The sequence below is a fragment of the Acinetobacter sp. FDAARGOS_724 genome, assembly GCF_013364475.1.
GTDB lineage: Bacteria > Pseudomonadota > Gammaproteobacteria > Pseudomonadales > Moraxellaceae > Acinetobacter > Acinetobacter variabilis.
In genome coordinates this window covers 1,125,705-1,140,197 of record NZ_CP054908.1, presented here as the reverse complement: position 1 = coordinate 1,140,197, position 14,493 = coordinate 1,125,705, and the positions used below count along the sequence as shown (strand labels likewise).

18 protein-coding genes are annotated in these 14,493 nt (G+C 43.6%); 12 read left to right on the top strand and 6 right to left on the bottom strand.

All coding sequences use genetic code 11. The annotated features are described in order from the left end of the window. Positions 1–60 precede the first annotated feature (60 nt). Together tnpC and rdgB are read left to right on the top strand one after the other, a co-directional pair. Complete coding sequence (gene tnpC, locus FOC32_RS06760; protein ID WP_005104480.1) at positions 61–1,686, top strand: IS66 family transposase; 1,626 nt, start codon at positions 61–63, stop codon at positions 1,684–1,686. Between the two features lie 92 nt (positions 1,687–1,778). Further along, complete coding sequence (gene rdgB / locus FOC32_RS06755; RefSeq protein WP_004781971.1) at positions 1,779–2,405, top strand: RdgB/HAM1 family non-canonical purine NTP pyrophosphatase; 627 nt, start codon at positions 1,779–1,781, stop codon at positions 2,403–2,405. Between the two features lie 258 nt (positions 2,406–2,663). Here rdgB and FOC32_RS06750 read toward each other — a convergent pair whose 3' ends face one another. Together FOC32_RS06750 and FOC32_RS06745 are read right to left on the bottom strand one after the other, a co-directional pair. Continuing rightward, complete coding sequence (locus tag FOC32_RS06750; RefSeq protein WP_004781969.1) at positions 2,664–3,545, bottom strand: hypothetical protein; 882 nt, start codon at positions 3,543–3,545, stop codon at positions 2,664–2,666. A 112-nt stretch (positions 3,546–3,657) separates the two neighbouring features. Further along, entirely contained in the window at positions 3,658–4,440 is a 783-nt protein-coding gene (locus tag FOC32_RS06745) for an NRDE family protein (RefSeq protein ID WP_004781968.1), read from the bottom strand. Positions 4,441–4,533: 93 nt separating this feature from the next. Between FOC32_RS06745 and lgt the strand changes: the two genes are divergently transcribed. The 3 genes from lgt (at position 4,534) to FOC32_RS06730 (ending at position 6,207) form a co-directional block, all read left to right on the top strand. Then, the gene (gene lgt / locus FOC32_RS06740; protein ID WP_004781966.1) at positions 4,534–5,346 is read left to right on the top strand and encodes a prolipoprotein diacylglyceryl transferase; all 813 of its coding nucleotides are present in this window, start codon (positions 4,534–4,536) and stop codon (positions 5,344–5,346) included. A gap of 89 nt (positions 5,347–5,435) precedes the next feature. Then, the gene (locus FOC32_RS06735) at positions 5,436–5,828 is read left to right on the top strand and encodes a hypothetical protein (RefSeq protein ID WP_004781964.1); all 393 of its coding nucleotides are present in this window, start codon (positions 5,436–5,438) and stop codon (positions 5,826–5,828) included. Beyond that, positions 5,821–6,207 carry a hypothetical protein gene (locus tag FOC32_RS06730; RefSeq protein WP_004781963.1) on the top strand — a complete coding sequence of 129 codons (387 nt, stop codon included), beginning with the start codon at positions 5,821–5,823 and terminating at the stop codon, positions 6,205–6,207. The genes FOC32_RS06735 and FOC32_RS06730 overlap by 8 nt, the downstream gene beginning before the upstream one ends. Positions 6,208–6,256: 49 nt before the next feature. Here the strand turns inward: FOC32_RS06730 and FOC32_RS06725 are convergent, their stop codons facing one another. Next, positions 6,257–6,802, bottom strand: coding sequence for a CHAP domain-containing protein (locus FOC32_RS06725; protein WP_004781961.1), 546 nt, complete (start codon positions 6,800–6,802; stop codon positions 6,257–6,259). Positions 6,803–7,087: 285 nt separating this feature from the next. Between FOC32_RS06725 and FOC32_RS06720 the strand changes: the two genes are divergently transcribed. The 7 genes from FOC32_RS06720 (at position 7,088) to msrA (ending at position 12,409) form a co-directional block, all read left to right on the top strand. Then, positions 7,088–7,839 (top strand): IS5 family transposase gene (locus FOC32_RS06720; RefSeq protein WP_228127233.1). Its coding sequence is split into 2 segments (ribosomal slippage): positions 7,088–7,322 and positions 7,322–7,839, totalling 753 coding nucleotides; the frame shifts between segments, so codons are not numbered across the junction. Between the two features lie 192 nt (positions 7,840–8,031). Then, positions 8,032–8,523, top strand: coding sequence for a lipocalin family protein (locus FOC32_RS06715; protein ID WP_004781957.1), 492 nt, complete (start codon positions 8,032–8,034; stop codon positions 8,521–8,523). Between the two features lie 171 nt (positions 8,524–8,694). Then, the gene (thyA, locus tag FOC32_RS06710) at positions 8,695–9,537 is read left to right on the top strand and encodes a thymidylate synthase (protein ID WP_104426630.1); all 843 of its coding nucleotides are present in this window, start codon (positions 8,695–8,697) and stop codon (positions 9,535–9,537) included. A 98-nt stretch (positions 9,538–9,635) separates the two neighbouring features. After that, positions 9,636–10,148 carry a trimethoprim-resistant dihydrofolate reductase DfrA40 gene (gene dfrA40 / locus FOC32_RS06705; protein WP_004781911.1) on the top strand — a complete coding sequence of 171 codons (513 nt, stop codon included), beginning with the start codon at positions 9,636–9,638 and terminating at the stop codon, positions 10,146–10,148. A gap of 26 nt (positions 10,149–10,174) precedes the next feature. Next, the gene (locus FOC32_RS06700) at positions 10,175–11,221 is read left to right on the top strand and encodes a DUF4105 domain-containing protein (protein WP_104426631.1); all 1,047 of its coding nucleotides are present in this window, start codon (positions 10,175–10,177) and stop codon (positions 11,219–11,221) included. Positions 11,222–11,324: 103 nt separating this feature from the next. Beyond that, positions 11,325–11,786 carry an META domain-containing protein gene (locus FOC32_RS06695; RefSeq protein ID WP_005232292.1) on the top strand — a complete coding sequence of 154 codons (462 nt, stop codon included), beginning with the start codon at positions 11,325–11,327 and terminating at the stop codon, positions 11,784–11,786. A gap of 98 nt (positions 11,787–11,884) precedes the next feature. Beyond that, positions 11,885–12,409 (top strand): peptide-methionine (S)-S-oxide reductase MsrA, encoded by a 525-nt coding sequence (msrA, locus tag FOC32_RS06690; RefSeq protein WP_004781907.1) that lies wholly within the window; start codon positions 11,885–11,887, stop codon positions 12,407–12,409. 89 nt (positions 12,410–12,498) lie between these two features. Here the strand turns inward: msrA and FOC32_RS06685 are convergent, their stop codons facing one another. The 3 genes from FOC32_RS06685 to FOC32_RS06675 are packed head-to-tail and all read right to left on the bottom strand — an operon-like array spanning position 12,499 to position 14,328. Further along, positions 12,499–12,903: an ExbD/TolR family protein gene (locus FOC32_RS06685; protein ID WP_004781905.1), complete on the bottom strand. Its 405-nt coding sequence runs from the start codon at positions 12,901–12,903 to the stop codon at positions 12,499–12,501. Further along, positions 12,903–13,526 (bottom strand): MotA/TolQ/ExbB proton channel family protein, encoded by a 624-nt coding sequence (locus FOC32_RS06680; protein ID WP_004781903.1) that lies wholly within the window; start codon positions 13,524–13,526, stop codon positions 12,903–12,905. The genes FOC32_RS06685 and FOC32_RS06680 overlap by 1 nt, the downstream gene beginning before the upstream one ends. A gap of 25 nt (positions 13,527–13,551) precedes the next feature. After that, on the bottom strand, positions 13,552–14,328 hold the full coding sequence (locus tag FOC32_RS06675; protein ID WP_005232296.1) for a hypothetical protein: 777 nt from the start codon (positions 14,326–14,328) through the stop codon (positions 13,552–13,554). Positions 14,329–14,493: the final 165 nt, after the last annotated feature.

The window sequence follows — 14,493 nt, the reverse complement described above, 5'->3', positions numbered from 1 at the left end:
AGTTGCTATTCTCCAAACGTTCTATTTCATTCTTCTCATGACCTCAGGCATACTGCGGTCATGAATACACTGCCTGATTTAAGCCAACTGACCCATGAACAACTGCTGGAATTTACTAGACAGTTGGCAATGCAACATCAGTCTCTGGCACAATCAAACCAGCAATTAGATGCCAAAGTTCAGCATCTTGAAGTATCCAATCTGCAATTAGATGCCAAAGTTCAGCATCTTTCCATTCTCAATCAAAAATACGAGCATGAACTTGCGCTGTTTAAAAAGCACAAATTCGACAGTAAAAACGAACATCTCACCGCAAAACAAATCCATCTCTGGGATGAAGCGGTCGAAGAAGATATTGCCGCTGTTGATCTGGAACTGGAACGGCTGAATGCAGATAAAACTGATGCAGCGACACACAAAGCCACAGTCAACAAACCTAAACGTCGACTGCTGCCCGATCATCTACACACCATCCGTATTGAGCATGAACCTGCATCAACCCAATGCAGTTGTGGCTGCCAGTTACGTCGTATCGGCGAAGATATCAGTGAAAAACTGCATTTCAGACCGGCACAGTTCTATAAGGAACAGCATGTACGTGGCAAATGGGTCTGTGATCAGTGTGACACCCTGACTCAGCAAGCGATGCCCGCCTATGTGATTGATAAAGGTATTGCCAGTCCTGAACTGCTCAGCCATGTGCTGGTATCGAAGTATGCCGATCATTTGCCGCTGTACCGTCAGCGCCTGATCTATCAGCGGGCGGGCATTGATCTGTCCAGATCCACGTTATCTGACTGGATTGGTCGCTGCGGTGTAGAACTGGAACCTCTGGCCAATGCCTTAAAACAGGTGGTGCTGCAACAGCGGGTGATCCATGCCGATGAAACACCAGTCACCATCATGCGGATGGGTGATGATGAGAAAAAACCGAAGAAAGGTTATGTCTGGGCCTATGCCACTACACAGTACAATCCAGTTCAAGCGGTGATCTATGACTTTCAGGATAGCCGTTCAGGTCAGCATGCAGAAGAGTTCCTGAATGGCTGGCAGGGCCATCTGGTCTGTGATGATTACAGTGGTTATAAAGCACGCTTTAAATCAGGCGATGTCATTGAGGTGGGCTGCATGGCGCATGCGCGTCGTAAATTCCATGAGCTACATGTGACTGGGAAAAGTCAGATCGCTGAACAGGCATTAGTGCTGATTCAGAAACTGTATGCGATAGAAGCAGAACTCAGGAAAAAGACCGATAGTACAGCAGAACACCGCCGCGAATACCGACAACAGCATAGCCAACCGGTGATGCAACAACTGTATGAATGGCTCAACCAGCATCAACTGACGGTGCCATCGAGTTCTCCAACCGCCAAGGCCATCAATTACACTCTGAAGCGTTGGCCAGCTTTAAGCCGCTATCTGGATGATGGCAATCTACCGATTTGCAATAATTGGGTGGAAAACCAAGTGCGGCCTTGGGCGTTGGGACGTAAGAACTGGTTATTTGCAGGTTCGCTGCGTAGTGGTCAGCGAGCGGCAAACATCATGACTTTAATCCAGTCAGCAAAGCTGAATGGGTTGGATCCGTATGCCTATTTAAGTGATGTGCTGAAAAGATTGCCGACCCATAAAGTGACCCAAATAGAAGAATTGCTACCACACCGCTGGAAATCCAACTCAAATTAAAAAATAGACATGGGGTTCAGCGGACGCTTACCGTAAATTGGCAAGCAAGGTTAAAATAGTCCCTCCCTTAAAGTTCAACAACGAGATTCAACATGACTTCAACTGACTGGTTATCCCAAGGCACACTGGTATTAGCAAGTAATAACAAAGGCAAAATTGCAGAATTCGAAAAGATGTTTGCCGAGCTTAAACTACCGGTTGAAGTGATTCCTCAAGGCAAGCTAAATATCGGAGATGCGATTGAAGACGGTTTAAGCTTCGTAGAAAATGCCATTATCAAGGCGCGTCATGCGTCCAAAATTTCGGGTAAACCAGCCATTGCCGATGACTCAGGAATTTGTGTGCCCGTACTCGGTGGTATGCCAGGAATTTATTCAGCCCGTTTTGCCGGTGAACATGGCAATGATGCAGCCAATAATGAAAAGCTTTTAAACAGACTAAAACCGTTACGCAAAGATGGTGAAGCGATTGAAGGTATGTTTGTGTGTGTACTGGCCTTAGTCCAGCATGCTGAAGATCCACTGCCACAAATTTTCCAGGGCATCTGGAAAGGTGAAATTCTGGAAGCACCACGCGGTGAAAATGGTTTTGGTTATGATCCATTATTCTGGTTACCAGAACTAGGAACTTCTAGTGCGGAACTGAGCAAAGAAGAAAAAAATAAAATTAGCCATCGTGGTCAGGCGATGAAACTGTTTAAGGCGAGTTTGGAAAAATAAATCTAATTCCTAAAAGGAGTCCTCCCTCCTTTTAGGAGGGAGTTAGAGGTCATTCCCTCACCCTTGGGGAGAAGGAGCCCTCCCTTTTTCAAAGGGAGGTTGGGAGGGATTCTTCCATCTCACCCCTTACTTTTTATTCTCATTCATTTCTACAAAGAACTTAATCCTCCTCAATCCCTTCCCTAATAAAGGAAGGACTTTCAAAAACTTTATACCCTCTCTCTAACTCTCTCCCAGAGGGAGAGAGAACTTTTAAATTTATAAACCCGGTACCAACATATGCACCACCACCCCATATACTCCAATCAAAATTGAACTCGCAATCGTTCCTGAAGCGATATATTTGGCTGAATAACCTGTGCCCTGATAATGGGTCTCCAGTGCCACAATATTCGCGGCGGGTGGAAGCAGGAAATACATCATCATCACAGCATAAATCAGGGCTTGATGTGGAATCGGTAACAAGAAATAAGCCCCTGCCGCCAGACCTAGAGCCAGCACAAAACGACCGCTGATCAAGATCAAACTACGTTTTAAATCACTCAGTTGAATCCTGACTTTACTCAGCCACATTCCCAGAATACACATACCGGCAAAAGTCACTAGAAGCTTGTTGGCTGCATAGCCCCATTGAATCAGCGGATGCGCTTCATAGGCACTAAAATCCCAGAAGGACAGAATCGCTGCAATAGAAAGCGCAATCACTGGCGGGGATTTCAGCATATTTTTAATAATGAATTGGGGAGCCTGTTTTTCAGCACTGACTGCCACTACTGCACTGACATTGCCAAATAAGGAACCACCAATATAAAGAGCAACAATAGTATTTAAGGCATCCGGACCAAATACAGCTAAGGCAAAAGGAAAGCCAAGCCAGACCCCATTTAAATAACTAAAACATAATGCCCGCAATTTATCTTTGGAGAAAAGAAAGAACAGGCCAAATAGAAACAGTGAGCTAAAGATACTAAAACCGATCAGCCACAAACTGCCCGGCTTATAAAACACCATGTTGTAAATGACAATCAAGGGAATCAAAAGACGTGCCAGCAAGGCCGCCATGAATGGACGGATCGACTTTAAATAATGAACGCCCCAGAATCCAATCAGAAATGAAATAAGCGGAAGGAGCAATGCCATAGGAAAGCTGAAAATGCGTAGATAGATGGGCTTTATCCTAGCATACCTATCTGTTTTCAGAGTTCACTGTTTAAACTGATCTTTTTATAAATATCATCACCAATACTGTTATTTAGCTAATAATCGGAATAACTTGTTCAACGATCTGTCCTGCTGTTTCACCCTGCTGGGATTTTTCCAGCCACTGCCACTCATCGGTTTTCATTCTCAGGAAATTGGAACAGCGCGTGCCATAAGCCGGACTTTGAATAAAGGTTGAAGACAACAACTGTTCCAGTTCATGTGAAATCCCGGTCTTCGGCAACAACTCCGGAATGATCTTGCGTTCATCTTCCAGAATATCCCAAACGGCATAATAAAGATCAGATTCAGGCATATTTGGATACTGCAGCATGGGCAGAAATTCCTGGGTAAAACGCTTGCGCAGGTGTCGAGTCTTTTCCCAATGTTCCGTGAGCAAGCCATTGGACACTACATACACGCCATGTGCTAGTACTTGTGGTGCCTCACCACGGTTACTCATATAGACTGCCTGCTCTCGATCGCCGACAAACAGGTTAAAGCCCGCATAATCACATTGACATTTTTCCAGTTCTTGAGCAAACCGGATAGGTGTCAATTCGGATTCCAGAAAATGCTGAATGATATGTCCACGTGAAGTTGGGTAGTTATTCTTGTCATTACCATCTCTGAAATTGGTAATCACTGCCCATCGTCCTGAAACCGTTATACCCATCCAGGTACCACCAGACTGAAGATCCTGCCCGGCAATAATCGGACTGTTCTCCCATTCATGTAATGCCTGGGTTGGACGTTGATAGAACTCATCACGATTTGAAATCAGACATAATGGCGTTTCATCCAGAACCCGCCAAGCCAGTGCCACAATACACATAATTGATGCTCTCGATCTTTACACATTGAATGTACAACATTTTTCTTCGCTTTCAGCTAAAATCTGTGCAAAACAGAATCACAAGGAACAGGAATGCTCACCTATCCAAACATAGATCCCGTTGCAATTTCGCTCGGACCTTTGCAAGTCCACTGGTATGGACTGATGTATCTCTTGGCTTTTTTATTTGCCTGGGGACTGGCGACTTATCGCTCTAAACAACGCGGCTGGACACCAGATATGGTCTCGGATCTGATTTTCTTTGGGGCGCTAGGTGTGATCATCGGCGGCCGGGTTGGTTATGTTTTATTCTACGGTTTTTCTCAGTTTTTGGAAAACCCACTCTGGCTGTTCCAGATCTGGACCGGTGGCATGAGTTTCCACGGCGGTTTCCTCGGCGTAATCCTGGCAATGTTATGGTGGTGCAAGAAATACAAAATGGCCTGGTTCCAGACGCTAGACTTTATTGCACCCTGCGTTCCGACAGGTCTGATGTTTGGCCGGATCGGTAACTTTATTGGTGGTGAACTCTATGGCCGTCAAGTGACTGATCCAAACTTTGCCTTGGGCATGATTTTCCCAACTGATCCATTACAACTGGTACGTCATCCCTCACAACTGTATCAGGCGCTCTGTGAAGGCCTGATTCTGTTTATTGTACTGTGGTGGTTCAGTAGCAATCCACGTCCACGTATGGCGGTTTCTGCGGTATTCCTGACCGGCTATGGTCTGGCCCGTTTTATCGTCGAGTTCTTCCGTGAACCGGATAATGGTCAGCTCTTTATTGGCTGGATGAGTAAAGGACAATTCCTGAGCCTGCCAATGATCCTGATTGGTCTGTGGATGCTATGGTACGCCTATCAGAAGAAAGTTTATGACTGGGGTCCACAGAAAAATAACGTATAATTTTTATAAATATTGCGAGGCCTCTGCCTCGCTTTTTTATATTTAAAATATGCTAAAGTGCTTTTTATCTTTTCTGTTCATACATCATCATGCTTGAGTTCTGGTTCAATCCGCAGGTGTCAATCCTAAAAAAACTGCTGTTCTTTGTTGTGATTGCTGCAATTGCCGTAGGTCTGTACTGGATGGAACCTTTGCCTTTAGATGCCATCCTGATGTTTGCCGGTACCGGAATTATTTTCCTGATTTGTCGTTACTGTAAAATTCATTTCGCAGCAAAAAATCCGACTGGCCCGTTCTATCGTGTCCTGACCTGGATTCCGATTGCCTTATTAATCAGCCTGATTTTTATGAACATGAAACAGGGTGAAATCTTGCTGCCAGGCGCTCAGGGAATTGCCTTTATGGCTTTGGCAATCTGCCTGTTTTCGCCTCTGTCTTTGCTTAATCAGAACAAGCCGGATTCAGGTTCACCACATGCTTGAATTCTGGTATTCCGAACACTGCAATCGTCAGCTCAAGCTCATCATTATTATTGCGGTATGTATCGTAATTTACATAGCATCGACTGTAACGAAACTGGGTTCGATATTTGTTGGAATCAGTCTGGCGATTGGAATGCTGATGCACGTCTTGCGTGAATTCAGATTAAAGCTTTCTCCTGAAAATCCTTATGCTGAAGGTTTTCGTGCTTTAACGATGGCGATTCCGATTGTGGCAGTAATTAGCCTGATCGGTTATTTACCCAAAACAGGTGAGATCGGAGAAACTGTAGCGCTAGGTCTACAATGCTTAGGCTTTGTGGCGATTGGACTGTTTATCGTGTCGATTTATAATCAACGTGCGAAACGCTTCGAAGATTGAACCATTTCGCGACTTTCATTTTTAAGTTCTGAAATTTTCAGCGTCGGATTTAAAGATAGGAATCCAGACGGTAATACGTATATTTCACATTGGAATTACGATAGACCGCATAGCCATTCTGTTTAAAATCAGAAACCCAGGCTGAACCAGAATACGCTGCAATATGACCATACTGATGCTGTGAAGTCCGGTCGATAATATAGATATCACCTTTTTTCGGACGGTCAAAAGACAGGTTGATTTTTCGATAGCCCAATTGCTGCAGGGTGTTACCCCAGTCAGCTGCGGCAACAGGATGATTCACAATTTTTGCACCTGAAGACTGCAATCCGACGCGAATACTGCGTGCACATTTCTGTGTACTGGTACTGCGGGTAATGCCTTGCAGGTAGCTGGTGAATTTTTCAATATCGAAACGCTGGCCGTTCATTGCACCGAAAGTCTTGCGAGATTCAGAGTTTTTGTTACGAGCTGACGCAGAGGTATAGCGCTGAGGCTGACGTTTGGAATTTTGTCCCGATTGGGAACGAATTATGACGTTCGCTTGAACAGGAGCATGCACTTCGCTCATATTCACTTGATGATCATAAATCATATTGGACCAAGTACTCCTCGCCTGTAAGTTTGGCTTTCAAATCTTCAACACGCGGTGAATACTAGACGGTTAAATGTTACTTTTCACGTTAAAAATGTAAATATATTTTTCCGCATTTATTTAATTTTACTTAACTTGTTATTTCTTTTAGATTTAAAAAATTTACAATTTTCACAAAAAAGTTATAAATTCACTACTTTTCAAATTAGGGCGTGTCCTCATTTGAAGAATTGGTTTTAAATACTTAAAATCCTCCTTTGAGTTATTTTTATTTCTATATTTTCAATGGCACGTACTCTTCTTACCGATGATATCTGGCAGCAAATTCAAGATACTATGCGATTACATGGTTGCTACCGTTCAAAGAATAGTAGAAATATCATGGAAGCGATCTTATGGAAACTGCGTACAGGCGCCACATGGCGTGATATTCCTCAAGAATTTTGTCCTTGGCAAACTGCTTATAATCGTTTTAATCGTTGGGCAAGCAAGGGATTGTGGAATAAATTTTTTTTAGATTACGAGGCGTCTTGGATCAAGAATGGGTATTCATTGACGGAAGCTACATACGCGTGCATCAACATGCAAGTGGAACTCGGAATGGTTTCGAAAGAGCAATTGGACAATCACGTGGTGGACGAACAACAAAAATACATCTTGCAACCGACGCGAATGGATTACCGATTGATTTTAAAATCACTGGGGGTGGCGTCCACGACAGTCAAGTTGCAAAACAACTGATTGATACTGTAGGCGAGGCAACTTATCTCATTGCTGATAAGGGGTATGATGCTGAGCACATTAGAATATATGCCCAGAACAAGGATATGATTCCCATCATTCCAATGAGATCAAATAGTAAAAGATCGAATAAGGAGTTTGATAAATATCTATATAAATTAAGACATTTAGTTGAAAATGTGTTTGCGAGATTGAAGCATTTCCGAGCGATTGCAACCCGATTTGATAAGCTTGCACGAAATTACCAGTCTATGATTTACATTGCTTGCATGTTTATTTGGTGTAAAGCCAAATGAGGACACGCCCTAATTAGCAGTTCTGCTCAGACTATTTCTAAATCAATATTTGAGCGCCTTTCTGACTAAATCTGTAATTTTACTCACGATAATAAAGTCAACATTTCACTACAGGATTACATCATTCCGGCTAACAACTCTCGTATTAGGCTGATTTAGTAAATTTAAATTGAGATGATGAGGAAGAAAAATATGAGTCATGATGTAAAGACTATTTCAAATTTCAATTTAGAACAATATTTAGGGATCTGGTACGAAATTGCCCGTCTGCCTATGAAACACCAACCTGAAGACAGTACTGATATTTCCGCAGCCTACAGCCTGAATGAAAATGGCACAGTCCGCGTCCAGAACCGTTGTCTAGATGGTGCGGGCAAACTGGATGAATCTATTGGGGAAGCCACTATTGTTGATGCGGAACATGGCAAACTGGAAGTCAGTTTCTTGCCTGAAGGTTTGCGCTGGGTACCTTTTACCAAAGGGGATTACTGGATTCTCAAACTGGATGACAACTATGAGACCGCCTTGGTTGGTGAGCCAAACATGAAATATCTATGGCTCCTGCATCGTAAGCCGACACTAGATGAAGCAACCAAACAGGATTATCTGGCCTATGCTGAATCTCTGGGTTATGACCTGTCCGATCTGATCCATACGGTACACACCGGTAAGCCAACAGCTTAAAAAAAGATGATAAAAAAGCATCCATCATGGGTGCTTTTTTATACCCTTTTCTCTCATGTTTAATCATTTTCACTGCTATGCGGAAGTGCTCAAAAAAATGTTATGATGAGCGCAATTTTAAATTGCCCAATTCAAAGAAAAGCAATTTGCAACAGATTTTAAGAGAGACCTATGCGCCAATATCTTGACCTTTTACAACATATCCTCGACAACGGCGGCGATAAAGGCGACCGTACCGGCACAGGTACACGCTCGGTATTTGGTCATCAGATGCGCTTTGATCTTTCCAAGGGCTTCCCTTTACTTACCACTAAAAAAGTTCATTTCCGTTCGATCGTGATTGAACTGCTGTGGTTCCTGAAAGGCGATACCCATGTAAAGTATCTTCAGGATAATAAAGTGACCATCTGGGATGAATGGGCCACTGCGGAACAGACCTCACGCTTTGGTCGTCCAGAAGGTGAACTTGGTCCAGTCTATGGCCATCAATGGCGTAATTTTGGTGCCACTCAAAATTCAGATGGCAGCTACAATCAGGATGGTTTTGACCAGATCAAATGGCTGATCAATGAGATCAAGACCAATCCAAATTCACGCCGTCTGATTGTGTCTGGCTGGAATCCGAATGAAGCGAGTCAGGTGGCTTTACCGCCTTGCCATACCCTGTTCCAGTTCTTTGTACATAATGGCAAATTGTCTTGCCAGCTTTATCAACGTAGTGCTGACGTTTTCCTTGGCGTTCCGTTTAATATTGCCAGCTATGCCCTGCTGACTCATATGATTGCGCAGGTGTGTGATCTGGATGTAGGCGATTTTGTCTGGACGGGTGGTGATACGCATCTATATGCCAATCATTTTGAACAGGCCAAACTTCAATTGAGTCGTGAGCCTTTAGGCCTATGCCAGTTAAAACTGAATCCTGAAGTTAAAGACCTGTTTGATTTCAAATTTGAAGATATTGAAATTGTGGGTTATGAATCACATCCAGGAATTAAAGCGCCAGTTGCAGTTTAATTCCTGTTAAACCCCGGAAAATATTCAAATCCCACTTTGCTTAAAGTGGGATTTTGCATTTTAATAGCAATAATTTTTATCTGTTTTTGAGTATGGGTATGGCATTTCAGGATTTAGAAGTCGTTCATGTCGTGGCAATGGATCAGCAGCGCTGTATTGGTAAGGACAATGACCTGCCTTGGCATATCTCAACAGATCTCAAGCACTTTAAGGAAATCACTCAAGGCGGCGTAATTGTCATGGGCCGTAAAACGCTTGAGTCGATGGGCCGTGCGCTGCCTAAACGTGTGAACTGGGTGATTACCCGCGATCCTGACTGGTCCTTTGAAGGCGTCAAAGTCGCGCATACGATTGAAGATGCCTTGACTCAAGCCGTGGCCGATGTGCAGGCTTCAGAAAAACCGAATGCTATTTTTATCATTGGCGGCGGTGAAATCTTTAAACAGACTCTGGAGATCGCTGATCGTCTGGAACTGACCCATGTTGAACTGGATGTACAGGGTCATGCCTACTATCCGGAAATTCCGGCCGAGTTCAAAAAAGTTGCGTCAGAACAACATATCGATGACAAAACCGGTATTGCATTTGAGTTCGCAACATACAGAAAATAAAGCCTATTTTCTATAAAAGATCGAACATGCAAGGACAAGACAATTCAGAAAAGCATTGGAGCCTGTGGTTATTAGGGAGTCTGTTTAGTGTATTTGTCCTGTGTTCAAGCCTTTGGCTGAGCCTGATGCTCTGGGTACAACAACCCTTGGGCAAAATTGGCAGCATCATTCTGGTTGGTCTCTGGCTTGTGTTTGCCTGTGTGGTCTTGGGCATTTATTTCACCAAGCATCTGATTTCCCGACAGGTGGATACAGTGCTTTATTTGCTGGCCTTTCTGTTCAGCTTACTGGCTTATTTAAGCATGGAGCCTCGTCAGGATCGTGACTGGAATCCTGAAGTTTCCCGACTGCTCTCCTATGAGCAGCAAGGCAATCAAGTCACCTTGCACAATATCCGTAATTTTGACTGGCAAGCAGAGGGGCAATATACCGAACGCTGGGAAAGCCGGAGTTTTGACCTGAACGACATTACCGGAGTAAACATCATTACCTCTTACTGGATGGGGCCTAAAATTGCCCATACGCTGGTCAGTTTTGATTTTGCCAATCAGAAACCACTCGCCTTCTCGATCGAAATTCGCAAAGAAAAGAATGAGAAATTTTCTGCCATTGGCGGCTTCTTCCGAAAATATGAACTAAGTCTGGTCGCCTCAGATGAAAAAGACATTGTATATACGCGTAGCAATATTCGTGGCGAGCAGGTCTATTTTTTTCCGTTAAAAATGCCACAAGCAGAAGCTCAAGCCCTATTTAAAGAATATCTGCGTAAAGCTGATGAACTGGCCAAAGAGCCTAAATGGTATAACACCCTGAGCAGTAACTGCACGACTCTGGTCTTTGATATGGCTCAGGCAGTATCTCAACAACAGCTTCCTTCAGATTACCGCTTGCTGGCTTCTGGGTATTTACCTGATTATTTATATGATTTAAAAGCGCTAGATCAACGCTGGGATATACAAACCTGGTATCAGCGTGCACATGTTAATCCACGAGTTAGAGATACCGGTCAGATCTCCAGTCAGGAGTATTCACAACGCCTGCGTCAAGGCCTACCTGAGTCGAATTCCAGATAATTTTCCAAGTTATCTAACTTAAAGAAAGATACAAAATCAACTGGCATATATTTAATTTTTTTGTTTATATACAAATAGCTAACTCAGAATTAGAGTCTCTCTCATGCTAAAAAAATTAACAGCAATCATGATTTTAGGTTCAGTCTTTGCAATGTCGGGTTGTGAAACTGTACCTAGTACCTCATCAGTCAAAACTGAAAATAATTTACAGCTCCTGCAAAATCGTACCTGGATTGTGAACCAGATTGGTAATACCGAAATTACTACAGCACCGACAGCACGCAATATTCCAAGTCTGCAATTCGATGCAGTGACTCAACGCGTGTCTGGCGCAGATGGCTGTAACCGTATCATGGGCAGCTACACTGCCGGTAAAGATACTCTCAACTTAAGCCAGATGGCGAGTACCGAAATGGCTTGTCTGGATAATGACGGTCTGGATCAAAAATTTAAGGAGGCACTGAGCAAAGTGACCCATTATCAGGTCTACGGTAAAACCCTGAAATTAATGGACCGTCATGGCAATTTACTCATTCAGTTAGAAAGTGCAGTACAGCCTCGCTAAGTTTTGACTACAAAAAGCCTGTGTCGTGCAGGCTTTATATCTTTCATACTCATATGAACATTCAATAATCAGCACTCTACAATGATGAGGACTTAACCATGCAACAAGCACTATTTGGTGGTGGATGTTTTTGGTGTACCGAAGCAGTATTTTTACAGCTTCAGGGCGTACAGAAGGTCGTCAGTGGCTATGCGGGCGGACAAAATCCTAATCCGACCTATGAGCAAGTCTGTGGCGGTGATACCAATCATGCCGAAGTGATCCTGATCGATTTTGATGAAAATCAGATTACGTATAGTCAGTTGCTCGAAGTTTTTTTCGCAACCCATGATCCAACGACATTAAACCGTCAGGGCAATGATGTCGGCACGCAATATCGTTCTGTGATTTATTATTTTAATGATGAGCAAAAAGAAACTGCACAGCTCACAATAGATTCATTAAAAGCTGAAGGGCTGAATATTGTGACTGAACTTAGCCCTGCACCGACTTTCTATCCTGCCGAAGAATATCATCAGAATTTCTTTGCCAAGAATCCGAATCAGGGTTACTGTAATTTTGCGATTCCGCCCAAGCTGAATAAATTACAACACAAGTTTATGACGCTGCTTAAAACTCATTAGACTGGATTCTGCTTGATCATATGCCCTATTAAATTAAGGCAATAAAAAAGCGACTGAGATCAGTCGCTTTTTTATTTGAGAGCAAAAAATTAATTATCGGTTGCAAAGGCAATATCGCTGAGTCCGGCTCCACTCGCGCGTGACATCACTTGAGCAACAGTGTCATAACGTGATTCTTTATCTGCTTTCAATACGATGGTCGGTTGACGCTGTGCCTGGCTCGCCTCATTGAAACGGGTTTCAAGTTGATCCAGGGTCAGTACATCGCCATTCCACGCTACATCACCTTTGGCATTGATGCTAATGGTGACATTTTCAGGTGGTAGGTCAATAATTTCTGCAGTGGTTTGCGGCAAAGTTAATGGAATTGATGGGTTCGCAACGGTCGCTGTCACCAGAAAGATGATCATCAATACCAACATGATGTCGATCAAAGGAATGAGGTTCATCTCATTCATGCCTGTATCGTTGTCTTCACCCAATTGAAAAGCCATTAAGCTTGACCTCCAACTAAACTGTCTTGTGCTACTTTTGCATCAGCCTTCTTTGCAGAAGAATCCTGTTGCAACATGGTATCAATCAATAAGCTATGCGCATGGTCTTGCAATTCATTGCTTAAAGTACGGTTAACACGTACACAGATGTTATATGCAAGTACTGCAGGAATTGCCACAGCCAGACCCAGACCGGTCATGATTAGCGCTTCACCCACTGGAGTCGCTACTTGTGCCAGACCTGCCTGACCACTCTTACCCACGGCAACCAGTGCGTGAAAGATCCCCCATACTGTACCGAATAGACCGACAAAGGGTGAAATTGAAGCGATGGTACCTAGGACGGATACACCTTTTTCTGCATTGCCTTTTTCTAATGCGATCTGACGCAATAAAGCCTGCTCAGCTACAGCTTTACGTTGTTCAAATGCCAAAGGAGTCATTTTATTTTTCAATTGTCCTAATGCTTTAGATAATTGAGCATAGGCAATCTGTTTAAGTTGGCGAGTGCCCATTAAACGCAGCACAAAAATGGTCCATGTCGCAATCGACATTGCCAATAACACGAAATACAGTGTCTTACTGACTGCATCAGCATGTTGCCAATAAACTGAAAAGTTCATATTCGAACTCCTAATGGGTTAGCCGTTATTTGGTAATCTGAAAATCGAAAGGCTGTTCCACTCGGGTTGGATAAGCCACACCATTTTCAATATATTTGGTCAGTTGTGCACGACGTACCGCTGATTCAACTTTGCGCGTAACGGCCGGACTACAACTCGAATTTCGTGCGGTCGCAGAGACCACTTTCCCCTGCTCATTTGCAGATACATCCACCATCAATGAACAGGCTGATTTTAACTCTCCTGCCGAGAGCGACACTTTTGGTGCACGCTGCCACGATACGCCGCCGCCAATTGCAACACTTTTTGGTGCTGGCGGAGCAGGTGGAGCCGGCGGTGCGACAGGTGCTGGTGGCGCAACCGGCACAGGTGCAGGTGCTACTTTTTTAGTTTCAGTCACGACCGCAGGAACCACTGGGCTTGGTGCCGGTTTGGCTTCAACTGGCGGTGCAGTAACAGGTTTAGGCGTTTCTGCTTTCTTCACCTGCTCAATTTTTTCTACTTTTTTGGGTGGCGGTGGCAGCGGTTTTTCTACAATTTTAACTTCTTTCGGCTTTGTTGGCTCTTGTTTAGGCTCTGGCGGCTTTGGCTTCGGTAGTAAAGGTTTTGGTGCTTCCTGAAGTTTGACGAAACGGACTTTTAGAGGCTCTTTATCGACTGGTTTCAGTTCAGGTGCTTTCATCTGGCTGACTGCCCATAAAAGACCCACGTGTCCAACCAGAACCGCCGCCAGAATAGAAACGACTTTCTTTTTCATCTGATTTGACGGTGGTGGTGTCATGGGAGCAGCAACTTGACTCATTAAATCTATTTACCTCGAAGAGATGATACGAAACAAACTATCAAGCTCATCGGTTAGCACAATTAAAGTACGCCAATAATAAATGAGAAGTGTTTTCATTTGCAACTACTAATCCCACTTTTCTCCATTATTTTTGTTTCAAACAAAAAAGACATACTTAAAGTA